At 69.8% G+C, this 23,392-nt stretch carries 23 protein-coding genes and 1 pseudogene; 7 read left to right on the forward strand and 17 right to left on the reverse strand.

From position 1 onward, the window contains the following. Positions 1-48 precede the first annotated feature (48 nt). The 17 genes and pseudogenes from pcaDC to ACTWP8_RS24845 all read right to left on the reverse strand — a co-directional run bounded on the left by pcaDC (position 49) and on the right by ACTWP8_RS24845 (position 17,421). Positions 49-1,446, reverse strand: a complete 1,398-nt coding sequence (gene pcaDC, locus ACTWP8_RS24765; protein WP_443324329.1) for a bifunctional 3-oxoadipate enol-lactonase/4-carboxymuconolactone decarboxylase PcaDC — start codon at positions 1,444-1,446, stop codon at positions 49-51. A gap of 36 nt (positions 1,447-1,482) precedes the next feature. Further along, positions 1,483-2,082 carry a hypothetical protein gene (locus ACTWP8_RS24770; protein ID WP_443324330.1) on the reverse strand — a complete coding sequence of 200 codons (600 nt, stop codon included), beginning with the start codon at positions 2,080-2,082 and terminating at the stop codon, positions 1,483-1,485. Beyond that, entirely contained in the window at positions 2,079-3,218 is a 1,140-nt protein-coding gene (locus ACTWP8_RS24775; protein WP_443324331.1) for an ROK family glucokinase, read from the reverse strand. Before ACTWP8_RS24775 ends, ACTWP8_RS24770 begins: the two co-directional genes overlap by 4 nt. Positions 3,219-3,298: 80 nt before the next feature. Beyond that, positions 3,299-4,183, reverse strand: coding sequence for an ATP-binding cassette domain-containing protein (locus tag ACTWP8_RS24780; RefSeq protein WP_443324332.1), 885 nt, complete (start codon positions 4,181-4,183; stop codon positions 3,299-3,301). Then, complete coding sequence (locus ACTWP8_RS24785; protein WP_443324333.1) at positions 4,150-5,205, reverse strand: ABC transporter permease; 1,056 nt, start codon at positions 5,203-5,205, stop codon at positions 4,150-4,152. Before ACTWP8_RS24785 ends, ACTWP8_RS24780 begins: the two co-directional genes overlap by 34 nt. Beyond that, positions 5,202-6,215 (reverse strand): sugar ABC transporter substrate-binding protein, encoded by a 1,014-nt coding sequence (locus tag ACTWP8_RS24790; RefSeq protein WP_443324334.1) that lies wholly within the window; start codon positions 6,213-6,215, stop codon positions 5,202-5,204. Before ACTWP8_RS24790 ends, ACTWP8_RS24785 begins: the two co-directional genes overlap by 4 nt. Before the next feature lie 143 nt (positions 6,216-6,358). After that, positions 6,359-7,366, reverse strand: a complete 1,008-nt coding sequence (locus ACTWP8_RS24795; RefSeq protein WP_443324335.1) for a substrate-binding domain-containing protein — start codon at positions 7,364-7,366, stop codon at positions 6,359-6,361. Positions 7,367-7,548: 182 nt separating this feature from the next. Then, on the reverse strand, positions 7,549-8,268 hold the full coding sequence (locus ACTWP8_RS24800; RefSeq protein WP_443317135.1) for a GntR family transcriptional regulator: 720 nt from the start codon (positions 8,266-8,268) through the stop codon (positions 7,549-7,551). Positions 8,269-8,445: 177 nt separating this feature from the next. Beyond that, positions 8,446-9,087: a bifunctional 4-hydroxy-2-oxoglutarate aldolase/2-dehydro-3-deoxy-phosphogluconate aldolase gene (locus ACTWP8_RS24805; protein ID WP_443324336.1), complete on the reverse strand. Its 642-nt coding sequence runs from the start codon at positions 9,085-9,087 to the stop codon at positions 8,446-8,448. Between the two features lie 176 nt (positions 9,088-9,263). After that, on the reverse strand, positions 9,264-10,193 hold the full coding sequence (locus ACTWP8_RS24810) for a sugar kinase (protein WP_443324414.1): 930 nt from the start codon (positions 10,191-10,193) through the stop codon (positions 9,264-9,266). Positions 10,194-10,703: 510 nt separating this feature from the next. Then, positions 10,704-11,951 carry an ROK family transcriptional regulator gene (locus tag ACTWP8_RS24815; protein WP_443324337.1) on the reverse strand — a complete coding sequence of 416 codons (1,248 nt, stop codon included), beginning with the start codon at positions 11,949-11,951 and terminating at the stop codon, positions 10,704-10,706. Between the two features lie 81 nt (positions 11,952-12,032). Continuing rightward, on the reverse strand, positions 12,033-12,950 hold the full coding sequence (locus ACTWP8_RS24820) for a glycoside hydrolase family 16 protein (protein ID WP_443324338.1): 918 nt from the start codon (positions 12,948-12,950) through the stop codon (positions 12,033-12,035). 46 nt (positions 12,951-12,996) lie between these two features. Further along, complete coding sequence (locus ACTWP8_RS24825) at positions 12,997-14,415, reverse strand: glycoside hydrolase family 30 protein (protein WP_443324415.1); 1,419 nt, start codon at positions 14,413-14,415, stop codon at positions 12,997-12,999. 646 nt (positions 14,416-15,061) lie between these two features. Continuing rightward, positions 15,062-15,487, reverse strand: coding sequence for a ribonuclease domain-containing protein (locus ACTWP8_RS24830; RefSeq protein ID WP_443324339.1), 426 nt, complete (start codon positions 15,485-15,487; stop codon positions 15,062-15,064). A gap of 214 nt (positions 15,488-15,701) precedes the next feature. Further along, positions 15,702-15,866 (reverse strand): annotated as a pseudogene (locus tag ACTWP8_RS24835) (pyridoxamine 5'-phosphate oxidase family protein); the annotation flags it as partial. 476 nt (positions 15,867-16,342) lie between these two features. Then, entirely contained in the window at positions 16,343-16,756 is a 414-nt protein-coding gene (locus tag ACTWP8_RS24840; protein WP_443324340.1) for an NUDIX hydrolase, read from the reverse strand. Further along, on the reverse strand, positions 16,753-17,421 hold the full coding sequence (locus tag ACTWP8_RS24845; protein WP_443324341.1) for an NUDIX hydrolase: 669 nt from the start codon (positions 17,419-17,421) through the stop codon (positions 16,753-16,755). Before ACTWP8_RS24845 ends, ACTWP8_RS24840 begins: the two co-directional genes overlap by 4 nt. Positions 17,422-17,874: 453 nt before the next feature. Between ACTWP8_RS24845 and ACTWP8_RS24850 the strand changes: the two genes are divergently transcribed. The 7 genes from ACTWP8_RS24850 (at position 17,875) to ACTWP8_RS24880 (ending at position 23,330) form a co-directional block, all read left to right on the forward strand. After that, positions 17,875-18,156: a hypothetical protein gene (locus ACTWP8_RS24850; protein WP_443324342.1), complete on the forward strand. Its 282-nt coding sequence runs from the start codon at positions 17,875-17,877 to the stop codon at positions 18,154-18,156. Between the two features lie 486 nt (positions 18,157-18,642). Further along, positions 18,643-19,152, forward strand: a complete 510-nt coding sequence (locus ACTWP8_RS24855; protein ID WP_443324343.1) for a nucleoside-diphosphate kinase — start codon at positions 18,643-18,645, stop codon at positions 19,150-19,152. A gap of 74 nt (positions 19,153-19,226) precedes the next feature. Then, entirely contained in the window at positions 19,227-19,526 is a 300-nt protein-coding gene (locus tag ACTWP8_RS24860; protein ID WP_443324344.1) for a hypothetical protein, read from the forward strand. A gap of 162 nt (positions 19,527-19,688) precedes the next feature. Next, positions 19,689-20,273, forward strand: a complete 585-nt coding sequence (locus tag ACTWP8_RS24865) for a hypothetical protein (RefSeq protein ID WP_443324345.1) — start codon at positions 19,689-19,691, stop codon at positions 20,271-20,273. 38 nt (positions 20,274-20,311) lie between these two features. Next, positions 20,312-21,079, forward strand: coding sequence for a hypothetical protein (locus tag ACTWP8_RS24870; RefSeq protein WP_443324346.1), 768 nt, complete (start codon positions 20,312-20,314; stop codon positions 21,077-21,079). Next, entirely contained in the window at positions 21,079-22,473 is a 1,395-nt protein-coding gene (locus ACTWP8_RS24875; protein ID WP_443324347.1) for a hypothetical protein, read from the forward strand. Before ACTWP8_RS24870 ends, ACTWP8_RS24875 begins: the two co-directional genes overlap by 1 nt. 113 nt (positions 22,474-22,586) lie before the next feature. Continuing rightward, entirely contained in the window at positions 22,587-23,330 is a 744-nt protein-coding gene (locus tag ACTWP8_RS24880; protein WP_443324348.1) for a class I SAM-dependent methyltransferase, read from the forward strand. Positions 23,331-23,392 lie beyond the last annotated feature (62 nt).

A 23,392-nucleotide genomic window follows, 5' to 3' on the forward strand; every position in this document is an offset into this window, starting at 1 on the left:
GGTGTCCTCCCGACGGGTCCTGTGGCGTGGCGTGTCCCGCCAGCGAATCTACTCCTGGGGCGTCGTCTCCTGACGTATGACCTCCTGCGCCACCCGGAACGCCGAGTTCGCCGCCGGTACGCCGCAGTAGACGGCCGTGTGCAGCAGCACCTCCCCGATCTCGGCGGGGGTCAGCCCGTTGCGCAGCGCGGCGCGGGTGTGGAAAGCCAGCTCGTCGAGGTGACCGCCGGACACGAGGGCAGTGAGGGTGATGACGCTGCGGGTGCGGCGGTCGATCCCGGGCCTGCTCCACACCTCGCCCCAGGCGTAGCGGGTGATGAACTCCTGGAACTCGGCCGCGAAATCGTCCGCGGCCGCGGAGGCCCGGTCGACATGGGCGTCGCCGAGCACCTCTCGGCGTACCTTCATGCCCTGCTCGTACGGGTCCTGGCGGCCGGTCACGACCTCCGCGGGCGCTTCGGCGGAGCCGATCTCGGCAAGCGGGCGGCCGGCGGACTGGACCGCGGCGCCGGTCTGGGTCCCCGTGCGGAGACCGGTCAGGGTTCCGGTCTGGTGACTGGTCTGGTGAGCAGGCTGGTGAGCGGCCTCGGTCCCGGTCTGCGGCCCGCTGTGCGGGGCGACGGGGGCCAGGACCGGCTTGAGCGGTGGGGCGGCGATCGCTGCCGTGCCCTCCTGCCAGGCCGTGCCGAAGTGACGGACGAGCAGGTCGGTGACGGCTGCGGGCTGCTCGACGGGCGCCAGGTGAGAGGTGCCGGGGACGAGCGCGAGGCGGGCGTCCGGTATCCCGGCGACCAGCACGCGCGCGTCCGCGGGCGTGGTGACCTGGTCCTCGGATCCGGCGAGGACGAGCGTCGGCACGCCGATCCGCTCCAGAGAGGTGCGGATGTCGAGGGAGGCGAGGGCCTCGCAGGCGGCGATGTAGCAGCCGGGGTCGGTGGTGCGCACCATCTGCACGGACCACTCGGCGATGGCCTGCTGAGCGGCCGTGAAGCCGGGCGTGAACCAGCGCTCGGGGACGGAGCGGGCGATGGGTTCCAGCCCGTTCGTACGGACGATCACGCCGCGCTGGCGGTACTCGTCGGCGGTGCCGAAGCGGGCGGAGGCCGAGACCAGGGCGAGAGAGGCGACCTGCTGCGGCTCTCGCAGGGCCAGGTCGGCGCCGACCGCGCCGCCGATGCCGCAGCCCGCGTAGCCGAAGCGCTCGATGCCGAGTTCCTCGAGCGTGGCGAGGAGGCGGTCGGCGAGTTCGGTGACCGAGGTGGCGGGGTGGGCGGGCGCGCCGCCGTGGCCCGGCAGATCGTAGCGCAGCACCCGCCAGCGGCGGGCCAGTTCGGGTACCTGCCGGTCCCACATGTGCCAGGTCGTGCCCAGGGCTGGGCCGAGGACGAGGACGGGGGCGTCGTCCGGGCCGTCGATCCGGTGCTGAAGGGTCTTCGTCTCGCTCACGCCTGTCACGCTATCCGCCGGTCCCGGCGGAACGGGTCAGGGGGTCACGGTGGAGACGACGTAGACCTTGGGGTGCGCCTTGTTTCTGAGATCGACGGTGATGTCCTGCAGGGGCTGGGGCTCGGGGTGCTTGTGGACCGTGCCGGCCCAGTCGGCCGCGCCGCTCGGGCCGAGGTTCCAGCCCACGGCCGCCGCCTCCCTGGCGCTGATGGTGACCCTGCCCGGATCGAGCGCGGCCCGGCTCGTGCCGATCCGGCCGAGGAACCTGTCGAGACCCTCATCGGATGTGACGAACTGCACGTACAGCTTGCTGATCTTCCAGGAGTTGGTCTCGTAGTACGCGACCTCGGCGGAGTACGGCGGGATCGGCACGTCGTAGATGCGGCGCGTCACCTTGGACGGCCAGCCCTCGGTGAGGCCGGTGGCGGCGGCCTTGCCCTCCTTGTCCCGGCCGCTGTCCCGGCTCTGCTTGGCGGAGATCGCCAGATAGCCCGCCGGGATGCCGATCAGCAGGACGACGATGAGCAGGGTGAGAATGCGGCGGCGGGTGCTGGGGCGGTTCGGCGGCTGCCCGCCCTCTCCACCGTCTCCGGGGTTGGACGGGGTCTGGCGGGGGACGCGGTCGGCCATGGTCATCGTCGGCTCCCTCGGAGGCCTTGCGCGTAACGCTCGTAGCGTTCGTACCGCTCGACGCGCCGCCGGGTGGCGCGGCGGAAGCGGCGGGCGACGAGCCTGGCGAGGTCCGCGGCGCCGACGAGTCCTGCTTCGTTGCCGAGCTGAGCTTTGATGATACGGGCCTCGGGCCGGTAGCCGCGGCCGGTGAGGTGGCGGCGGAAGGAGTCCCTGGCCGGGCCGATGAGCAGGTCGTCGGCCGCGCTGACGCCGCCGCCGATGACGAAGCAGGAAGGGTCGAGAGCTGCGGCGAGGTTGGCGATGCCCACGCCGAGCCACTGGCCGATGTCCTGGAGCAGCTCGACGCACATGGCGTCGCCCTCGCGCGCCAGCTCGGTGATGAGCGGCCCGGTGATATCGGGGATGTGGCCGCCGACACGGTCGATGATGTTGTACGCGACCGGCGAGTCGGCGGCGGCGAGCTCGCGGGCCTCGCGGACCAGGGCGTTGCCGGAGCTGTACTGCTCCCAGCAGCCGCGGTTGCCGCACGGGCAGCGGTGGCCGCCGGGCACGACCTGCATATGGCCGAACTCGCCGGCGACGCCGTACCGGCCGCGCTTGACCTGGCCGTCCTCGAGGATCGCGCCGCCGATACCGGTGCCGAGCGTGATCATGACGAGGTGGTCCTCGCCGCGGCCCGCGCCGAACCGCCACTCCGCCCAGGCGGCCGTGTTGGCGTCGTTGTCGACCATGACGGGGACGGCGAGGCGGGCGGCGAGCGCGTCGCGCAGCGGCTCGTCGCGCCAGGACAGGTGGGGCGCGAAGAGCACCCGGGAGCGGTCGGCGTCGACCCAGCCCGCCGCACCGATGCCGACCGCGTGTACGTCGTGCCGGTCGGAGAGGTCCAGGACCAGCTCGACGATGGTGTCCTCGACGACCTTCGGGCTCTTGGACTTGTCCGGGGTCTCGGTGCGCACCTTCTCGACGATGTTGCCGTCCGCGTCGACGACACCGGCCATGACCTTGGTGCCGCCGATGTCGATGCCGACCGTGGGGACGCGAGGGGCGGAGAGGTGCGAGCGGCGCTCGCGGGTGCCGACGGTGCGGAGGACGGTCGCCCTGGCCGAGCCGCGGTGCGCGAGCTCGCGGTACGTGCTCATCTCGTCCCTAGGTGGTTGCGGGCATTCGGTGCTTTCCGTGCTGGTGGCGATTGTGCCAAATGGGCAGGGGAGCGGCTTCCTCACTCCCCTTCGGCGGCTTCGGCGGCGGCCCTGAGACGGTCGGGGACCGGGGCGCGCTTCAGCTCGTGGCTGAGCTCTTCCAGCTCCGAGCCGCCCGCCATCTGGCGCGTCAGCTCGTCGAGGGCGATCTCCTCCTTGGGGTAGCTGCCGGACATGGTGCCGCGCTTGAGGAGGACGAAGCGGTCGCCCACGAGGTACGCGTGGTGGGGGTTGTGCGTGATCAGCACCACGCCGAGACCGGCGTCCCGGGCCGCGGCCACGTACTTCAGCACCACCCCGGACTGCTTGACGCCCAGGGCCGCGGTCGGCTCGTCGAGGACGAGGACCTTGGCGCCGAAGTAGACGGCGCGGGCGATGGCCACGCACTGGCGCTCGCCGCCGGACAGGGTCCCGATGGGCTGGTCGACGTCGCGCAGGTCGATGCCCATACGGAGCAGCTCGCTGCGCGTGGTCTCGCGCATCCGCTGCACATCGAGGCGGCGGAACGGGCCCTTGCCGCGGGTGGGCTCGGAGCCGAGGAAGAAATTCCGCCAGACCGGCATGAGCGGGACGACGGCGAGGTCCTGGTAGACGGTGGCGATGCCGCGGTCGAGGGCCTCGCGCGGGGAGTCGAGGGCCGTCTCCTCGCCCTCGACGGTGAAGGAGCCGGCGTCATGCCGGTGCAGCCCCGCGATGATCTTGATGAGGGTGGACTTGCCCGCGCCGTTGTCGCCGAGGACGCAGGTGATCTCGCCCGCGTGGACCTCGAGGGAGACGCCCTGGAGGGCCTTGATGCTGCCGTAGAACTTGCTCACGCCCGCGAGCCGGACCAGGGGGCCGGGGGTCGTTGCCGCTGCCGTCTTCGGTGTCGTCACTTGCGCGCCTCCGCCCGCTTGCGGACCCATGCGTTGAGCAGGGTGGCCAGGAGCAGCATCGCTCCGAGGAAGAACTTGAACCAGTCGGGGTTCCACTGCGCGTAGACGATGCCCTTGCTGGTCATGCCGAAGATGAAGGCGCCGACGGCCGAGCCGATCGCGGAGCCGTAGCCGCCGGTCATCAGACAGCCGCCGATGACGGCCGCGATGATGTAGAGGAACTCGTTGCCGACGCCCTCGCCGGACTGGACGACGTCGTACGAGAAGAGCAGGTGCTGTCCGGAGATCCAGGCGCAGAAGGCGACGGCCATGTAGAGGCCGATCTTCGTGCTGGACACCGGGACGCCGACGGCGCGGGCGGCGTGCGGGCCGCCGCCCGCCGCGAAGATCCAGTTGCCGGCGCGGGTGCGCAGCAGGACCCAGGTGGCCAGCGCCACCAGACCGGCCCACCAGAGGATGGTGACCTGGAGGTCGACGTCGCCGACGCTGAGGCGGGAGGCGAAGAGGGCCTTCGCCGACTCGAAGCCCTCCATGTCGCCGATCGACTTCGTCGAGACCGTGCCGCTGATCAGCTTGGTGAAGCCGAGGTTGAGGCCGGTCAGCATGAGGAAGGTGCCGAGCGTGATGATGAAGCTCGGCAGCTTCGTGCGGACCAGCATGATGCCGTTGAAGAAGCCGATGGCGAGGGTGACGAGGAGCGAGACCCCGACGCCGACCCAGACGTTCGCCGTCATCTGGTAGCTGAACATCGAGGAGACCAGCGCCGAGGACGTCACCATGACGCCCGTCGAGAGGTCGAACTCGCCGCCGATCATCAGCAGGGCGACCGGTACGGCCATGATGCCGATCGTCGACGAGGCGTACAGGACCGTACTGAGGCTCTGCGCGCGCAGGAAGCTGTCGGCGACGAGCGCGAAGAAGACGAAGACGGCCGCGGCGCCGACGACAGCGCCCAGTTCGGGCCGGCCCATGAGGCGGCGCAGCAGCGAGGTCTCCAGCAGCCTGTCGTCGGTGGTCGGTGCGGGTGCCGGTGTCTTGGCCGGGGCCGTCATCGCGTCCCCCGCTTCGTGTACTCCTGCAGGGCGGCCGCGTCCTTCTCGGTGATGATCTGCGGTCCGGTGAGGACGGGGCGGCCGCCGCCGAGGACGTCGGCGTTGTAGCGGTGGAGCCAGAGGAGGTCCACGGCCTCGTAGCCCTGGAGGTAGGGCTGCTGGTCGACGGCGAAGCCGAGGGCGCCGTCCTTCAGGGACCGGGCGACCTCGGCGTTGAGGTCGAAGGTGTCGATCTCGGCCTCGCTGCCCGCCTGTTCCTTCGCCTTGACGGCGGTGGCCGCGAAGGGTGCGCCGAGCGTGACCACGGAGTCGATGCTCGGGTCGGCCTGCAGCTTGGCCTCGACGGAGGACTGGACCTCGGGCATGTTGGTGCCCTCGACGTAGAGGTTCGCCAGCTCGCCGTCGAAGGTCTTACGGGCACCGTCGCAGCGCTGCTCGTGGCCGACATTGCCCTGCTCGTGCAGTACGCACAGGGCCTTCTTCCTGCCGCGCTTGTTCAGCTCCTCTCCGACCGCCTCGCCCGCGATGGTCTCGTCCTGGCCGATATGGGTGAGGGCGCCGAAGTCCTTGGACTGCTCGGAGCCGGAGTTCACGGTGACCACGGGGATCCCGGCCTTGACGGCCTTGGCGACGACGTCCTTCATCGCGTCCGGCTTGGCGAGCGTGACGATCAGGCCGTCGACGCGTCGGTCGATCGCGGTCTGCACGAGCTGGGCCTGCTGCTGGGCCTCGTCGTGGTGCGAGTAGAGGAACGTGATGTTGTCCTTGGCGGCCGCCTGCTCGGCGCCGCTCTGGACGATGTCCCAGAAGGTGTCCCCGTCACCGGAGTGGGTGACCATCGCGAAGGTCCAGCGGGGGGTGTTCACCGCGGCCCGGCCCCCGGCGGCCTGCGCCGCCGCCCGCTCCTCGGCGCGCTTGCCGCCCGTACTGCTGCACCCCGCAAGGGACGCACCGAGTACGACCGCCAGCACGGCACCCATCGCGCGTACGCCTGTCCGAACCCTTGCCACGAGGACGTGCCCCTCTCCCTGTGCTGCCTGCTGCTTCTCCCGGTGCGGCGGGGGCCGGAAGGACCGGCCCCGGCCGGCGCCCAAGTATCCGTTACGGGTGCTCGCCGATGGGGGTCCCCCCATGCCGTTCAGGCCATGGGGGATCATCGGGTGCCGCGCGCTGTGTACTTCTCCAGCCGCGGGACGTCCTTCTCCGTGACGATCGCGGGCCCGGTGAGCACCGGCTCCCCGCCGCCGAGGACGTTGGCGTTGGTCGTGTAGAGCCAGAGCTCGTCGACGGCCAGGTAGCCCTGGAGGTACGGCTGCTGGTCGACCGCGAAGCCGATCTCCTTGGCCTTGAGTGACTTCACGACCTGCGCGTTGAGGTCGAAGGTGTCGATCTCCGCCTGGCTGCCCGCCTGTTCCCTGGCCTTGACGGAGGCCGCGGCGAAGGGCGCGCCGAGGGTGACGATCGTGTCGATGTCCTTGTCCGACTGCAGCTTCGCCTCGATGGAGGACTGGGTGGCGGGCATGTTGGTGCCCTCGACGTTGAGGGTCTCCAGCGACCCCTCGAACACCTTCTTCGCACCCGCGCAGCGCTCCTCGAGCGAGACGTTGCCCTGCTCGTGGATGACGCAGAGGGCCTTCTTCCTGCCCCGCTTGTTCAGCTCCTCTCCGACCGCCTCGCCCGCGACGGCCTCGTCCTGGCCGATGTGCGAGAGCGCGCCGAGGCCTTCCGAGAACTGGGCGCCGGAGTTGATGGTGACCACGGGGATCCCGGCCTTGACGGCCTTCTCGATCTCGGCCTTGAGGGCGTCGGGCTTGGCGAGCGTGACGATGAGGCCGTCGACGCGTCGGTCGATCGCGGTCCTGACGAGCTGGGCCTGCTCGTCGCCCTCCTTGTTCGCGGAGTAGAGGAACTCCACGTTGTCCTTGGCCGCCGCCTGCTTGGCCCCGCTCTGGACGATGTCCCAGAAGGTATCGCCCTCGCCCGAGTGCGTCACCATCGCGATCTTCAGTCGCGGGGTGTTCACGCCCTTGCCGGTGCCGCCGCCCGCGGACTCGTCCTCGGCCTGCTTGCCGCCGGAGCTGCTGCACCCGGTGACCGCGAGCGCGAGCGTGATCGCCGCGGTGAGTACCGCTGCCGTACGACGTCGGGATGTCCCCGCCATGGTGGGTCCGCCTTCCTCCTGGGCCGCGTCGTTGCGGCTGGAGGAGTTCTAGCTGCGGGCGACGCGCTCCGTCCATATGGCGAGCGGGAAAAGCGCAGGGCGGGCGCGGGTGCGGGCGCCGGGGCGGGGAGGCGGGCCGGGCTCAGGGCCGTACGAGCAGCACGGGGCGAGCGAGGCCGGGCTCAGGGCCGTACGAGCAGCTGGAACTCGAAGGCGTACCGGGAGGCGCGGTAGATGTGGGACCCGAACTCGACCGCGCGGCCGGTGTCGTCGAAGGTCGTCCGCTCCATCGTCAGCAGCGGCGCCCCTTCCGGCTCGCCCAGCTGCTCCCCCTCGTCCGCGGTCGCGGCACGCGCGCCGACCGCCTGGCGGGCGCTGTGCAAGGTGATGCCCGCCTCGCGCATGAGGCGGTAGAGGCCGGTGGCCTCGAGGCGCGCAGTGTTCAGGTCGAGGAGGCCGACGGGCAGGTGGTTGCGCAGATGCGCCATGGGCTCGCCGTGCGCGAGCCGCAGCCGCTCGACCATGACCACGTCGGTCCCCTCGGGGACCCCGAGCGCCGCCGCGACCTCGGCGGACGCGGGCTCCGTGGTATTCCGCAGCACCTGGGTGGCAGGCCGCTGACCTGCGGCTTCGAGGTCGTCGTAGAGGCTGCTCAGCTCCAGCGGCCGCTTGACCTGGCTGTGCACGACCTGGGTTCCAACCCCCCGGCGCCGCACCAGGAGCCCCTTGTCGACCAGCGACTGGATGGCCTGCCGCACGGTGGGCCTGGACAGGCCGAGCCGGCCGGCGAGCTCGATCTCGTTGCCGAGCAGGCTGCCCGGCGCGAGCTTGCCGTTCTCGATCGCCGCTTCGAGCTGCTGGGACAGCTGGAAGTAGAGCGGGACCGGGCTGCTGCGATCCACGCTGAGCTGGAGAGACCCGGTGGGGTCTGCCGCTTGCTGCTTCACCACGCAGGCGAGACTAGCCGCAAGGACAGATGACGGGAAGTCGTGAAGTTCGGTTGTCCGGACAAAAGGTGCAGCGTGCGATCCCGGCGGCATCTGCGGCGGTCGGCCGTGCGGTGCGGCCCCCGTCGTTGGTCAGCTGGTCGTGGCGGCCGGGGCCGCGCTCGCGAGGCGGGCGAGGAGATCCGCGACCCGCTTGGCCACCGCGTCGCGGTCGCCTTCCGCAAGCGCAGCACCCATCCCGCACGCGACCGCCCCCGCCGCGATCCAGTCCGGGGCGTCCTCGACCGTCACGCCGCCGGTGGGCAGCAGCGGCGCCTGCGGCAGCGCGGCCCGTATGTCCTTGATCCAGCGCGGGCTGTGATCGGAGGCCGGGAAGACCTTGAGCGCGTCCGCGCCCAGCTCCATGGCCCGCACGATCTCGGTGGGGGTGGCGACGCCCGGGAAGACGGGGACGCCGTAGCGGTGGCCCGTGCGTATCACCTCGGCGTCCAGGGCGGGCGAGACGAGGAAGCGGGCGCCGGCGTCGATCGCCATCCGCGCGGACGGGACGTCCAGCACCGTTCCGGCGCCGATCAGCGCTTCCTGGCCGACCTCGCGGGTGAGGGTCGTGACGACCTCCAGCGCGAAGGGGGTCGTCAGCGAGATCTCGAGGCTCCTGATCCCCGCGGAAATCAGGGTGTCGGCCGTGGCGGCGGCCTGGTCGTAGCTCTCGGTGCGGATGATGGCGAAGACCCGCTGTGCCAGCGCGGCACGGGTGATCTCCCAGCGGTACACGGCAGTTGGCCGCCTTTCTCGGTCGGGCGCGGGCGGGGGTCGTACGGGGTGCGGGGGGCGGGGCGTGGGGTGCGGGCGTGGGGTGCATTGCGCGTGATGCGTGTGCGTGGTGCGTCGTACGGGGCCGGGGCCTGGGTCTGCGGGCTGGTTGCCGCGCCGACCGGCGGGCCCTCGGGTCAGCGGTGGACGGAATCGCCGCCGCCGGTGAAGGCGGCGAGCGCGCGGTCCCGGGCGGCGGCGGTCGGCAGACCGTCGGTGTCCGCCGGGGCCTGGACGACGAGCGCCGCGACGCAGGCCGCCTCGGCCAGCGCCCGCGGCTCCGGCAGCCCGCGCAGCCGGCCGGACAGGTAGCCCGCGGCGAAGGCGTCGCCCGCGCCGACCGGATCGGCGAGCGGCACGTCGAAGGGCTGCTGGGTCCACTGCGCGCCGTCGGTGACAGCGGTCGCGCTGCGGTCAGCGCGCTTGATCACGATCGTACGGGCGCGGCCGCCGTGCAGCAGCTCGGCCGCGGCCTTGTCGGCGGTCATGGCGGTGAGCAGCTCCAGTTCGTCCTCCCCCGCCAGGACGAGATCGGCTTCGCGGAGCAGCGGGCCGACGGTCTGCGCCCACTGCGCGGCGCCGCCCAGCTTGCGCCGCACGTTCGGATCGAACGAGACGGCGGCACCGGCCTCCCGGGCCAGCTCGACCAGCCGGGTGGTCGCCTCCGCGGCGGTCGGCGACAGCATGGGCGTGATCCCGGAGACATGGAGCAGCCGGGCGCCCTCCAGCGCCTCGGGGCGTATGTGCTCGGGCGCGAGGTGGGCGGCGGCGGAGCCTGCTCGGTAGTACTGGACGTCGATGGCGCGCCGGGGGTGGCTGTCACGCAGCAACAGGCCGGTGGGGGCGTCCTGGTCCACGTCCGCGTACGACACGTCGACGCCGTCGGCCCGCAGCTCGCGCAGCACGGCCTCGCCCGCCGGGTCCGCGCCCACCCGGCCGATCCAGCGCGTGCGGTGGCCGAGCCGGGCGAGTCCGGCGGCGACGTTGGACTCGGCGCCGGCGACGGAGCGGCGGAAGTGCACGGCGCGGTCGAGCGGGACGCCTGGCTCGGCGAGCATGAGCAGCATCGCCTCGCCGCAGGTGACCGCCTCGGGTCCGTTTCCCACCGTTGCCTCCGCCGCTCACCCGTACGCCTCGTACGACGTCTACGCCCCGAACGCTCGCATCTGCCGGAAACCGTACCGGCCGCCACTGACGGCGGGCGCGCTGGGGCGGGGTTCCCGGCCAAGCGCGCGACATGCCCTACGGGGCGGGCGGGGGCGCGCGCCGCCCCGTTCGCGCCCGCCATATCTGCTACCCGCCACGCCCGCGTACGAACGGGCGGCGATGCCCCGGCAGCCCACAACACACCGAATTCCGGCGCTCCTGCTGGCGGCTACGGTGGAAACCGCGCACCGAAGATGCAGGCACCACGGCCGCCCACCCGCCTCGCCGCGAAGCGCCCTCCAGCAACCCCATCAGCCGCGACCGCGGCAGGCCACCCACCCGCCCTCATAGGGGACGGGCGGGTGGAAACCCCCGCACCGGAGGCGCGGGACTGCGCATCCCGCCCCTCAAGGGCGGGGCGGCGGGCGGGGTCAGGGGGTGAGGTTGGCGGAGGCCGCCGGGATGCGTGCGGGGGCCGGGGTGCCGCCCGTGTCCAGGAAGCGGCCCACCGGCAGGGTCGCCGCGCCGACCGTCACCGCGTCCGGGCCGAGCCGCCCCAGCTCGATGGAGGTCTGCGCGTACGGGTGGCGCAGCGCGTACGCCGCGGCCGCCGTCCGTACCGCGGGAAGCAGCCGCGGCCCCAGCAGCAGCCCCGCCCACCCGCCGAGCACTATCCGCTCCGGGTTGAAGAGATTGACGAGGTCGGCGATGCCGGCGCCGAGGAATTCCGCGGTCTCGTCGAGGATCGCGACCGCCGTACGGTCGCCCCCGTCGGCCGTGTCGAGCAGCTCGGCGAGCGCGGACTCCTCGTCACGCCCGCGCGGGTCGCCGCCCGCCTCGCGCCAGCGGTCCAGTACACCCGCCGCGCCGACGTACGCCTCGAGGCAGCCGCGGGCCCCGCAGCGGCAGCGGCGGCCGCCGACCCGGAGGGTGGTGTGGCCCCACTCGCCGGCGCTGCTGCACGCGCCCTGGTACGGCCTGCCGTCGGCGACCACGCAGGCGCCGACGCCCGAGCCGAGCAGGGCGATGACGGCGTTGCGCGCGCCGCGCCCGGCGCCGAACCAGGTCTCCGCGCGCCCAAGGGTCTTGGCGCCGTTGTCGATGTGCAGCTGCAGGTCGGTGGAGCGGCGCAGCAGCGCTTCGAGGGGTACGGCGTCCCAGCCGATCGTCTGCCCGTGCACGACCGCCCCGTCCGGCCCGGCGGCGTCGACGATGCCGGGCACCCCGATGCCGACGCCGAGAATGGCCCCGGCCGGGAGGCAGGCTTCGCGGAGGACCGTGGCGAGGCCGTCGAGGATGAGGTGGACGACGAGGTCCACGTCGTGGCCCTGCCCGGCCAGCGGGAGGTCGGCGCCGGAGATCTCGGAGAACGCGAGGTCGAACAGCCCGACGCGGACCCGGGTCTCGCCGACGTCGACCCCGATGAGATGGCCGCTGGACGGCGCGACGCGCAGCAGCGTGCGGGGGCGGCCGCCGTCGGAGGCGGTGGAGCCGACCGCCTCGACCAGGCCGTCGGCGACGAGCTCACCGACGACGTTGCTCACCGAGCCGGAGCTGAGCCCGGTGGCCGGGCCCAACTCCTGTCTGCTGAGCGGTCCTTCGAAGTACAGATGCCGCAGCAGGGCGGCTCGGTTGGTGCGCCGCAGATCGCGTACCGTCCGCCGGTTCCCTTCGCCCATGGTGTTCTCCCTCCCGCCGAGAACCTAGCCTGCGGGAGAGGTGGGCGGGACTTCGGACCACCGCTTAACTCAGGTTGCGTATTAAGCGGTGACCCGTACGTAGTCCACGACCAGCTGCTGCGGGAAGACCGTGCTTCCGTCCGGGTCGCCCGGCCAGTAGCCGCCCACCGCGAAGTTCATGATCAGGAAGAACGGGTGGTCGAACACCCACTTCTTGCCGTTCAGGTCCGCCGGGGTACGGGTCTGGTAGACGTTGCCGTCCACGGACCAGGTGATGGAGTCGGGGGACCAGTCGACGGCGAAGGTGTGGAAGTCGTCCGAGAACTTCTGCCCGTTCGGCAGGGTGTACCCGGCGCCGATGCCGCCCTCGCCCGAGTAGCCGGGACCGTGCAGGGTGCCGTGGACGGTGCCGGGCTCCTTGCCGATGTTCTCCATGATGTCCAGCTCGCCGCAGGCGGGCCAGCCGGCACTGCCGATGTCCTCGCCCAGCGCCCAGAAGGCGGGCCACACGCCCTGCCCGCTCGGCAGCTTCATCCGGGCCTCGAAGTGCCCGTACGTCTGCGTGAACTTCTGGGCCGTGTTGAGCCGGGCCGAGGTGTACTCACACCGGCCGTACCAGCACTGGTAGTTGCCCGGGTTCTCCTTCTTCGCCGTGATGACCAGGTGGCCCTGGCCGTCGAGCGCGGCGTTGTCCGTCCCGCTCGTGTAGTACTGCCGCTCGTGGTTGTTGACGTTGTCGCCCGTCTCCAGCTGCCACTTGCTGCCGTCCACCGCGCTCCCGGCCGGGCCGTCGAAGTCGTCGCTGAAGGTGACGGCCGCGGGGGATGCGGCGGGGCCCGCCTGCGCGGACGGCGCGAGAAGGGACGCGGTCAGAGCGGTCGCGCCCGCGGCGCAGGCGGCCAGCGCCAGCCGCGTACGCCTGCGCGTACGGCCGAGTCGGTGCTGCGGCGGACTCGTGGTCGTGGTCGTGGCCGCGGTCGTGGATGGCGTTGTGGTCATGGGGGTTGCTCCTTCTTCACCGGCCCGTCACTTCAGTCGTCCGGCGTCACTGGTCGCCGGTCCAGGTGAACGTGGCGGAGGTGTGTGGGGGGATGCTGTACGTGAAGTGCCGGCCGCCCCAGTTGACGGCGAGCGACCGGGCGCTGTCCGCGTCGTTGTGCGCGATCAGCGCCTTGGAACCGTCCGGGTTCCGCCAGGCGACATTGGGCAGCCGGTCACCGGCGGTGGACGAGATGCGATGGGCGCCCGGCCGTACGAACTTCGTGAGATGGCCCATCGTGTAGTACTCGATCGTGAAGTCGACCCGGCCGTGCCGCCCGTCGCCGTTGTGCACGGTGAGCAGGCCGGTGCAGGTCCCGCAGCCGCCGTTGTGCGGGCCGTGGTTCTGGTCGACGGCGAGGCTCCACTTGACCCAGCTGCGGCCCCAGTTGCGCGTGTAGTCGATGAGGTTCCGCATGTCCTCGCGGTGCTGGTCGGCGATCCAAGTGCCCCCGGAGTGCTCGGTGTCGAAGGCGTCGACGGTCGGGTACGTGTCGTGCAGACGCGTCCGGGCGGTGACGTCGCCGGTGCCGTAGCCGTGCCAGGCCAAGCCGCCGAAGAGTGGGTCGTCGCGGATGGCGTCGTCGCGAACGACGGGGGCGCCGTAGCCGTCGTACTGGTCCCAGTTCCAGTCCAGGGCCAGCACTTTGGTCGAAAGACCTGCCTTGTGCAGCGCCGGCAGCAGGTTGTTCTTGGTGAAGTAGTGCAGGCCGGAGCCGTTCCACTGCATCGACGGGTAACCGGCGCAGCAGGTGGGCTCGTTCTGCACGGACACGTAGTCCACGGGGACCCCGCGGGCCGCGTATTCCTTGATGTATTTGACGAAGTACGTGGCGTAAGTGCCGTAGTAGCGCGCTTGCAACCACCCCTGGTCGAGGCTGTCGTTGTCCTTCATCCAGCCGGGGGCGCTCCAGGGAGAGGCCATGACGGTGAGGTCCGGGTTGAGCCCGATGGCCTGCTTGGTGAGGGGCAGGATGTCGGCGAGGTCATGCTCGACGGAGAAGCGCTCGAGGCGGGGGTCGGTCCGGCCCGCGGGCATGTCGTCGTACGTGTAGTCGCCGCGGGCGAGATCGGAGGCGCCCATGGGGTTGCGGACGAAGCTCAGGCCGATGCCTGACTGCGGGTCGAACAGCTTGCGCATGGTGGCATCGCGGGTGGTGTCACTGAGTGCTCCGCTGCTGTTCATGAGCCAGGCGGCGGTGTCGGTGAAGGAGGCACCCCCGCCGGAGAACCGCTGATAGCGCGTCGATTCGTCGATGGTGACGGACCGGCCGTCGCTCCTGGAGCCGGAAGTGAAGGCGGTCGGTTTCTGCCGCTCCAGGCCGCGGACGACGTGCCGGCCGCCCGAGTCGTCCGTGGTGGTGAGCCAGACGTTCACGGTCTCTTCCACGGCACCGGCGGGCCAGGACACCGCGAGCCCGGCCATCGGCAGCAGTCCTGCCACGCCGAGGATGAGGCTGCCGCGCAGCCAGGGTCTGCTGCGGGGACGCGAACGGGAGCGGTGAGAGCGATGGTTGATCACTGCGCTCTGCCTCTCAGCTCTGTTGGTGGGGGGAGGCGTCGCGGTCCCTCGTGGAGAACCTGGAAGGAGTTGGGGGGCGGGGCATGCCCCTGCCAAGTCAAAAGGATCGCGACGATGAGGGCTGAGGTGTTGCGGGCCGGCTCTTGGCCCGCCCTTAATTCATGTCTTGATTTAACTGATGCGGTGAAGGGTCGTCAAGACTTCGAACCATGAAGGAACTTCAGAAGCGGCGACGAAAGTCGCACGGTTCGAGACTCTCGGCCGTCGGCGCAGTCGGCTTCGCCGACAAGGCCAAGTGGCTGCTCCATGACCGCCCTGGTGGAACCAGGAGCGCGCCTTCGCCCTGCTGGCGGCGATGCCCGGCCCGCGCGAGCATGGCCGCATTGAGGCATGAAGCCGCTTCTCTCGAAATCCTGAGTCAGGGCCCGCGGTTCACGCAGGGCGGACGGCGAATGCCGGGAGATGACACCAGGCGGCGGCCGCCGGTGGGGGGAGCGGCCGCCGCGGTCGGTGGTCGTGCTGCGAGTCTGCGGATCTGCCGATCCGCGGATCAGCAGCTGTAGTCGACGAGGTCGAACGAGTCGTAGTGGTCGGCGGTGTAGTAGTCCTCCTCGGCCGCCTCACCGGTGACGATGCGCCGCGCACCGCGGTCCGGCGACCCGGGGGTCTTCACCGTGTATTCGTGGTAGTACCCGGCGTCCTGGTCGGGCAGGATGCCTTCCCTGTTCTGGAAGACGGTGCCGTCCTGCGGGTACGGGTACGGGCCACCGGCCTCGATCAGGTCGAGGGTGTCGTGCGCCTCGGACGGCAGAGCCGTGTAGCAGATGTCGCCGACGGCGGCCGCGGACGGGGCGGCCTGTGTGTGCGCGACCGAGGGGCCGGGGGCGACCGAGGCGAGGGCCGGGCCGCCGATGAGAAGGGTCGATGCGAGGGCGCCGAGGGCGCCGATCTTGGCGATTCGTGGGGGGATTCGCATGCCCTCCAGCATGACGCGCGTAGAGCATGTCATGTCAACGCCAAGTCAATGAAGTTTCCAAGGAGTTCACAGGAAAGCTGCACCTGTGAACGTCGCAGCGGGCAGCCCGTGCGGCAACACGGACTGTCGGCCGGCCCCGGCCTGAGGAGTCTGCCTCAGGAATCCTGACTCGCCGTCAGCCTGGCCAACTCGGCGGCGTGCGCGCTCAGCCGGACTCCTTGGTGCTGTCCGGGGTGACGGTGGCGGTACCGCGGACCTCGGCGTACGTGTGCGGGTTCTCGGGCGGGTTGATCATCACGGTGACGCGCGGGTCACGAGCGACGTTCTTCCCCTGCTGCCGGTCCACGGTCGTGGAGAACAGCAGATCGTCGCCGTCGCGCGCCCGATCGTGGAAGTGTTCGGGCCCGGTTCGCTCTGTCATGCCGGCGTCGCTGCTCGGTGATCTTCGCTCACCCTGGGTAGCCCACCCCGGACCTAGTGGCGGCTGACTGTCAGGCGGCCCCCCAATTCTCGCGGCGACAGTGCTCGCGTCCCCGGCCCGACGCCATAACGCATGTGCCTACGAGTAGGCGTCGCAGGTCTGGCAGCGGCGAGTGGCCACGCGGTCGGTGTTACCTTCCTTGGCCTGCAGCGGCTGGGACTCCGATATACGGGCCCACAGATCTGGGGCAGGGTCGGTCACCCAGCCGAACTTCGGCGCACAGATCACGCTGTCAGAAAGGTGGTGGCAGTTGCGCACATGGGCCTTCCCAGCGGGCGAGACGATAATGACGTTGGATGGCTGTCCAGCGGACACTGTTCGTTTTCTTCCTAAAGACCAGAGGCGCCGTTCATGGAACATGGGGTCTCGGCCCGCTACTGGTGCAGAGCCTCGTCGAGGTACGCCTGGACCGGCTCGTAGAGGCCGTAGGGCACATACTCCGGGATCTCGGAGTGGGCACACCACGCAAGCTCGGCGAGCTCCTCGGTGTCTGCCACGTAGGCGGTTCCGGACACAACCTCGCAGGCCGTATAGGACATGAGCCGCTGCGTCTTCGGGTGCACGCGCTCGCCGAGGAGCTTGACCGCGGAAACCGTCAGGCCGGTCTCTTCGCCCGCCTCGCGGACGGCCGCTTCCTCCGCTGACTCCCCCGGCTCGATCTCGCCCGCGGGGAACTGCCAGGAGAGCTGGCCTTCTTTCACTCGGCGCCGGACCATCAGGACCCGCCCTTCGTGGACGACGATCGCGGCCGAGATACCCGGGCGCTCTCCGGCGGTCTGCTCCGTCATGGGTGCTCCTCCAGGGCTGCCAAGATCGGCGGAAAGATCTTACTGGCGGGGATGAAGCGGGTCACCGCGTCTCTCGGCGCCCACATCACGTCTACGTTCTCGACGACGTCGCTGTTCTTGGCCTCGCCGGCCAGGTACTCGCAGAGGAAGTATTCGCACTGCACACCGGTAACAGGGTGGAGACGGCTGCCGAGGTTCTGCCGGACGGAACAGTGGACCCCGGTCTCATCCAAGGCCTCGCGGACGGTGGCTGTCTCCGGCCGCACTCCCGGCTTGATCACTCCCGCCGGGAACTGCCACGTGATCCCGGACGAGTCGTCATCGCGTCGGCAGACCATCAACACTTCGTCCTCGCGGACGACCACGGCGATTGCGACTCGAAGCGCCTGGGGCCCGGGACCTCCTGCCCCCTCGCCAGGCCCACCCTTGTCCCCGCCCGTCGCTAAGAGCGCGAACCGCTTGCGTACCGCTGGCGTTGCCTTCTCGTACACCTCGTCCAGAAGCTGCTGCATCTCCGCGCGGGGCACAACATCGGGGTCGGCGTGCCAGGTGGCGACGGTGCGAAGCGCGATGCCCAGGTGGTTGGCGAAGGCTTCGTTGGTCATACGGAGGGATGACTGGAGCGCGCACGCGTACCGACCGCGCCAGACGTCGATCACTTCCATCAGTGCCTCCGCCGCATCGTCGTCGGCGCCATGCGTGGCCAATACATCGCCGTTGCACACTTGTTGCACTGCCCGTTCATGGTGACGCCTCCGCCGAGCCGGTTGACTTGCGTACATGCAGTCCAAGGCCGTCCCCACAAGCGCCCGCCCCACGCGCGGAACTCGGCGCGCTCTCAGCCCCTCGGGCATGGGGGAGCACGCCGAACTCGTGAAAATGCTAGTCCAGATCCTTTGGACGATCAGCGAGTTGGGAGACCGGACCGCGGACACGCCCGGCCGCACCCCTCACGGCTGCCTCACCACGCGGGAGACCCCAAGGGTGATGGCCAAAGATCGCCGCCCGGGGCGGGGCAGGTTGTTCCCCGCCACTCCGGGCGGTCCCGCGGCCCACTCCTCCTCCCACGACCTGGGGCGGCCGCAACCCGTCGCAACGGAATCGCTGGAGGCCCAAGAATGGACATCGCAGCACGACGCCGGAAGCGCACCGCGCTCGCCGTTGCTCAACGTCGTGTCAGCGCCGAGGTCGCCGCCGACTGGTCGCCGTTGCCCGAGTGGCTGACGGTCGGCGCACTCGTGACCGACTCCAAGACGGGCCACAAGGGCGAGGTGCAGCCGTGGCCCTACTACTTCGACTGCGCGCCCACGCATGCCTGGCTGAGACCAGTGGGCGGCGGGCGGGAATGGACAGCGGAAATCGCGAACCTTCGCCCAGCCGAAGACCAGGGTGGGACGTGAAGCCGCTCCAGCTGTGGGAGCGATTCGAGTGGGCTACGGGCAACTGCTTCCGCTGCGACCGGCTGGGCGTGGAGGTCGCGGTGATCGGCTCCATCACCGCAAGGGGCATCGAGGTGGAGATCCGCGCCTGCCGGGCGTGTGTTCCATCTGGAGCAGCTGCACTGGACGCTCGTCATGCGACAGCACGACGGTTCCTCCGGCACCCCAGTCGAGCCCCGGTCCGGTCCCGTGTCCTCCCCCGAGACCGGGACCGGACCGGTCATGAGAGTCCGCCACAGCGAGCCGCATCCCCCGCATCGAGCCGACAGGGCAGCAGCACCACGACGATGGCCACGTTGGCCAGGAAGAGTCGCACGGTCACCCGGACGGCACCGCCAGCAGTAGCCCAACTACCAGGGCTTAGCAGCCCTTCCAGCGCAGGTAACCTCAGTCAATGACGCGCTGAACGTCCGTCATCTCGCTTGCCTGAAAGCTGAAAGGGAACCGATGGCCCAGGATCAGGAACACACGGTGGAGCGCACTCTCGTACTCCTCAAGCCGGACGCGGTGGTGCGCGGCTTCGCCGGGAAGATCATCACTCGGTTCGAGGACGCAGCCCTGAAGATCGTCGGCGTCAAGATGAAGCAGATGGACGCGGAGTTCACTCGGCGCCACTACTTCGACCTGGAGGAACGGCTCGGCTCCGAGGTCTACAACGTCACCGCCACGTTCATGCAGCAGGGCCCGGTCATCGCGCTCGTCCTGGAGGGCTTCGACGCGATCGCTACCGTCCGCAAGATCGTCGGGAGCACGTACCCCAACGAGGCCCCGGCTGGCACCGTGCGTGGGGATTTCTCGCACTACAGCGGGGCCGCCAGCCTCACCACGGGGAAGGCAGTGGCGAACCTGGTGCACGCATCCGGCAACAAGGAGGAGGCCGACCAGGAGGTAGCGCTCTGGTTCGACAAGGACGAGCTGTACGAGTACCGCACGCTCGCGGAGATCTTCACCTACTGAGGGGGGGCGACGTCACCGATGGGACGTCGGCGCGTTGATCACCACTGGGGCACCACCGCAAGAGAGAGGGCACCATGACCAACCAAACCCGCGTCGCCTCCGTCGGCGAGCTGGAGACCAGCTTCCAGCGGGAACTGGCAACGGACCGCTGGGCCGCGGCGGAGACCGCCTACGCGCTCGCGGTACGCACCCGCGAGGCCGGCGACTGGGAGCAGTCCCGCGAGTGGGTGAAGCAGTGCCTGCAGTTGCTGGAGGGGTTTCCCAGCGAGACCGAGGAGCAGGTCGCCACCAGGCGCGTCGCGGTTGGCGGCGTCACGCTTCCCAATTACCTGCACGAGGGTGTCGTGCGTAACCGCTTTGGCGAGATCGCCTGACGCCCGCTCATCTGGATGCACCAGGGCGGTGCGGTTCGTGCAGCACGCTGACCGCACCGCCCAGTTTCTGAACATCACCAAATAGCCGCATCCGAACCAACCGGGGCCCCACCTCACCTGGTTCGGCCGGATCACCCATGCCCAATAGAGGGGGAGAAACCGTTGGCCGTTGAGATCGAAATGCGCGCCCGCTTCGACAAGGACGCCCATGACCAGCTCGTCTCGCGCCTGGAGCGAGACGGCGAAGACCTCGGCTGCGACGACAAGCGCATCTATTTCTACGTGCTGCCCGACAAGCTGCTGAAGGTCACCGACAACACCGCCGCCGGTTCGGCGAAGATCACGCTAAAGACCAGCAAGATCGGCCAGGGTGCTGCCTTCCCGGAGACCGAGATCGCCATCGCCCGCGAGGACGTTCCGGCGGCCGTGCGTGTCTTCAATGCTCTCGGCTTCGAAGCGGAGATGCACGAGGCGTTCAACCAGCGCCACAACTTCCGCTTCCGCGGAGTCGAGATCGCCGTGAAGTGGAGCGAGGCATGGGGCCACCACGCCGAGTTCGAGGTGCTGCTCGACGACACGCCGAGCGTGGCCGCGCAGGAAGAGGCTGGCGCCCGCATCCGCACGGTTGCCGAGGAACTGGGAGTGGCGCTGATGAGTGAGCAGGAGCTCGCCGACTTCACCGCCGCCTTCGAGGCCGCCGAGCGAGACCTCAAGGCCAGCGCGGCCCAGGTCGCGCCCACCAGCTGAGTCATACGCCGTCGTAGACCACCAAGGGGGTGGGCCCGATGAGCACGACCCCGCCGACCGACAGTCTGGTCGAGCTGGCTGCACGCAAGCAGCTACCGCACCACCAGTACACCGACCACGCCACGGTGCGCTGGATCGAGTCGAACCGTCCGAAGTTCTCCGACGACTCGCCCCCGCGACTCCGGCCCACCTCCCAGCGCCTCCTCTACCGATCCGCCATCCCTGCGGATTGGCTGGCCGAATCCAAGGTCGGCGACTCGCTGCACGGGATCCGGCATGGGATGCGCACGGCTGCCTTGGCGGCGCTGCTGGCCGAGGTCACTGGCCTGAGAGAGGACGATACCGCAACACTGATCTTGGCCGCTTCGGTGCATGACTGCCGCCGTCTCCACGACAAGGACGACCACGGGCACGGCGCTCGCGCCGCACTCTGGCTCACGGACAACGCGAACGCCGTCTGGGGCCACTTCCACCTCGCCCCGACGCCGAGACGCATAGACCAAGCGGCCACCGCGGTCCGCCTGCACGACCTCTCCTACGTCGGCTTCACCCCGGACGACCGAGCGGACCACGCCCGCGCCGAACAGATCAGCGATCTCCTCAAGGCCGCCGACGCGCTCGATCGGTACCGACTGCCGAAGCTGAGCTGGTGGCCGGACGCAGGCCACATCCGCGCAGAGGCCTTCGACCAGCTCCGTGCGACCGCCTTCGACCTGGTCGTGTGGTCCGAAGCCGCCCACCTGGCAGGACTCGACAGCGCGGACGCCGTCTTCAAAGCCCTGGAACAACGGGAGTTGATCAGCTGATGGACTTCCTCGACGCCTACCAGCAGTGGGCCGACGCCCACGCGTTCTTCGATACGACCCTGATCCCCAGCCCCGCCGAGGACACCGAACCGCTCGCCGAGCAGGCGGCGGCGTGGGAGACCCGGCTCGCGGACGAGACTCCCAACGGACGACTGCTCCGCAGCAACGCGCTCTTCAACGCCCTGAGCGGCGCAGGCAAGCTGCACCTACTGCACGTCACTCACGCGCTGGAGCAGATCAGCGAGCACGGCATCCTCTACCCGTCCGGTGGGTGCTTGGTCGGCAGCATCTATTGCGCCCCGCTCACCGCGAGCGACAGCGGGTTCCGAATGCACAACCTCGCCGCCTACGTACTCAACAAGGAGGCCCCAGCCTTCGTCTCGAAGATCGGCGAGCCGGACCGCGTACCCGCCCCGTTAATCTTCGAGGTCAGCCTCCCGCCCCAGGCGTACCGGGGTCTCGTCGGCGTGGATTACCTGCGCCTGGGGTCGATTCACCTGCAGATCTACACCCATCTCGAATACCTGCTGTCCAAAGCCGAGCGACACCAGCTGCGCGAGACCATCGTCAGTCGCACGAAGAACTCCACCGCTTTCCTCGCCCTCGCCGCGGCGATCGCCTACCAGGGCGCCAGGGTGCGGCCCGAGTCCTTCCTGCAGCTGCTGGACGAGACGATTCCCCGGCTACCGATCCTGGGTTACGTGTACTTCGAGGCGCTGGCGGAATACCTGATGCTGCACTCGACGACCCCACAGACCAGGGAACGGGCCGAACTCGGAGAATTCAACAACTGGCTCTACAAGGAGATGCTGTTCGCCTCCTTCCCGCACATGGCCGGGAAGTTCGACCTCGCGAAGTTCCGGCCCTCACCGAGCAAGCTGGACACCCTCCTCGCGAAGGTCGACTCCAGCGTTGACCCGGTGCACGCCCGCGCCTACCTAACCGAGCGGATCAGCTACCTCGTCGCGGCCCGGCTGTTCACGCCTGGACAGGTCCCAGAAGCCTGGCACCACACCCGCTGGGAATTCGACGGCCTCTCCACCCAGCTCGGCCCGCTACTGGGGCACTTGATCCACCGGGAACTGCGTACCTTCGGCCGCTACCCCGACTTCTACTTCTATTTCGACCAGCACAAGGCACTCCAGGCGTGGAACTACTGGAACCACATGGACATCATCGCTCCCTTCAACGGCACCATTCCGAAGGGAGAGATCGGCATCAATCCCGCATACCCCGATCTGGATTACCGAATATGGCGAGCCGAGCAGGATGACGCGGGCCACCTCCACCCGACCGAACAGCTGGAGCTGACCATCGCCCCGCGCCTGGTGGATATCAAATACACCCTGATGCGCAACAACAAATGGGCGGATCCCGCTGCCGCCGCAGTGTGAACGGCAAAGAGCGGAGCCACCCAGGAGACCCTCGATCCACGGCAGCCCTGTCACGTTAAAGCGTCGAAACTGGCCGCCGCGCGGCGGCCCCGATTCGTGAGGAACCCGTGCTGATGAACCACCGCGATTCGGCGAGCCCCTCCGTCGACTACGTCGGCGAGCAGATCACCGCCCTCCTCGAGGAGCCCACGACCACCTACGGCCTCGCCCGCACGCTGCGCGCCGCGGCCAAGGAGATCGAACTCAACCGGTACCACCGCGCAAGCCAGAAGGCATGGCCCAATGGCCGGATCGACGAGGCGCCCAAGAAGGTACAGATAGGCGGCGGAGCCCACCGTATCGACGGCTTCTACAACATCGACGCCGTACCGCCGGCCGACCTCCTGTGGGACGTGCGAGAGGGCATCCCCCTGCACGACGCCACCGTGCGGTTCCTGTTCTCCGAGCACTTCCTAGAGCACATCGACTACCCGCGGTCAGCCAAGTACTACGCCCGCGAAGCACACCGCGTACTGGCTCCCGGCGGCAAGCTCGTCACCGGCGTCCCCGACGCCGGCTACGTCCTCAACCAGTACCCTGCTGCTCCCGAGCGGGCCACGGAGATGATCGAGCGGTGGTACGCCAACCGGAACTGCCGAGACGACATCAACACCTTCCTCGACGTGGTCAACTACGTCTTCCGCGATCAGGACGACGACCCCGCCTACAACCCGCACTACTGGGCCTACGACCACGAGAAGCTGGTCCAGCTGTTCACCGAGGCGGGATTCACCACGGTGGAGCCGTGGCCCTTCGACCCGACCGTGGCCAATCCGAAGCGGCAGTGGGCGAGCGTCTACGTCGTCGCCACAAAGTGATCGCGGCGACCCCGACAGACACCGGCTCTGCTCCTCGTCCGAGGAGGAGAGTCGGTGTGGCC

It is taken from the genome of Streptomyces sp. 7N604 (assembly GCF_052245475.1).
Taxonomy (GTDB): domain Bacteria; phylum Actinomycetota; class Actinomycetes; order Streptomycetales; family Streptomycetaceae; genus Streptomyces.

Bases quoted from the DNA above. Each gene is read 5' to 3' on its own strand.
- ACTWP8_RS24770 (WP_443324330.1), bottom strand. From the start codon at position 2,082: ATGACCATGGCCGACCGCGTCCCCCGCCAGACCCCGTCCAACCCCGGA.
- ACTWP8_RS24775 (WP_443324331.1), bottom strand. From the start codon at position 3,218: ATGAGCACGTACCGCGAGCTCGCGCACCGCGGCTCGGCCAGGGCGACC.
- ACTWP8_RS24780 (WP_443324332.1), bottom strand. From the start codon at position 4,183: ATGGGTCCGCAAGCGGGCGGAGGCGCGCAAGTGACGACACCGAAGACG.
- ACTWP8_RS24785 (WP_443324333.1), bottom strand. From the start codon at position 5,205: ATGACGGCCCCGGCCAAGACACCGGCACCCGCACCGACCACCGACGAC.
- ACTWP8_RS24795 (WP_443324335.1), bottom strand. From the start codon at position 7,366: ATGGCGGGGACATCCCGACGTCGTACGGCAGCGGTACTCACCGCGGCG.
- ACTWP8_RS24810 (WP_443324414.1), bottom strand. From the start codon at position 10,193: ATGCTGCTCATGCTCGCCGAGCCAGGCGTCCCGCTCGACCGCGCCGTG.
- ACTWP8_RS24815 (WP_443324337.1), bottom strand. From the start codon at position 11,951: ATGGGCGAAGGGAACCGGCGGACGGTACGCGATCTGCGGCGCACCAAC.
- ACTWP8_RS24820 (WP_443324338.1), bottom strand. From the start codon at position 12,950: ATGACCACAACGCCATCCACGACCGCGGCCACGACCACGACCACGAGT.
- ACTWP8_RS24825 (WP_443324415.1), bottom strand. From the start codon at position 14,415: ATGGCCGGGCTCGCGGTGTCCTGGCCCGCCGGTGCCGTGGAAGAGACC.
- ACTWP8_RS24830 (WP_443324339.1), bottom strand. From the start codon at position 15,487: ATGCGAATCCCCCCACGAATCGCCAAGATCGGCGCCCTCGGCGCCCTC.
- ACTWP8_RS24840 (WP_443324340.1), bottom strand. From the start codon at position 16,756: ATGACGGAGCAGACCGCCGGAGAGCGCCCGGGTATCTCGGCCGCGATC.
- ACTWP8_RS24845 (WP_443324341.1), bottom strand. From the start codon at position 17,421: ATGGAAGTGATCGACGTCTGGCGCGGTCGGTACGCGTGCGCGCTCCAG.
- ACTWP8_RS24850 (WP_443324342.1), top strand. From the start codon at position 17,875: ATGGACATCGCAGCACGACGCCGGAAGCGCACCGCGCTCGCCGTTGCT.
- ACTWP8_RS24855 (WP_443324343.1), top strand. From the start codon at position 18,643: ATGGCCCAGGATCAGGAACACACGGTGGAGCGCACTCTCGTACTCCTC.
- ACTWP8_RS24860 (WP_443324344.1), top strand. From the start codon at position 19,227: ATGACCAACCAAACCCGCGTCGCCTCCGTCGGCGAGCTGGAGACCAGC.
- ACTWP8_RS24870 (WP_443324346.1), top strand. From the start codon at position 20,312: ATGAGCACGACCCCGCCGACCGACAGTCTGGTCGAGCTGGCTGCACGC.
- ACTWP8_RS24875 (WP_443324347.1), top strand. From the start codon at position 21,079: ATGGACTTCCTCGACGCCTACCAGCAGTGGGCCGACGCCCACGCGTTC.
- ACTWP8_RS24880 (WP_443324348.1), top strand. From the start codon at position 22,587: ATGAACCACCGCGATTCGGCGAGCCCCTCCGTCGACTACGTCGGCGAG.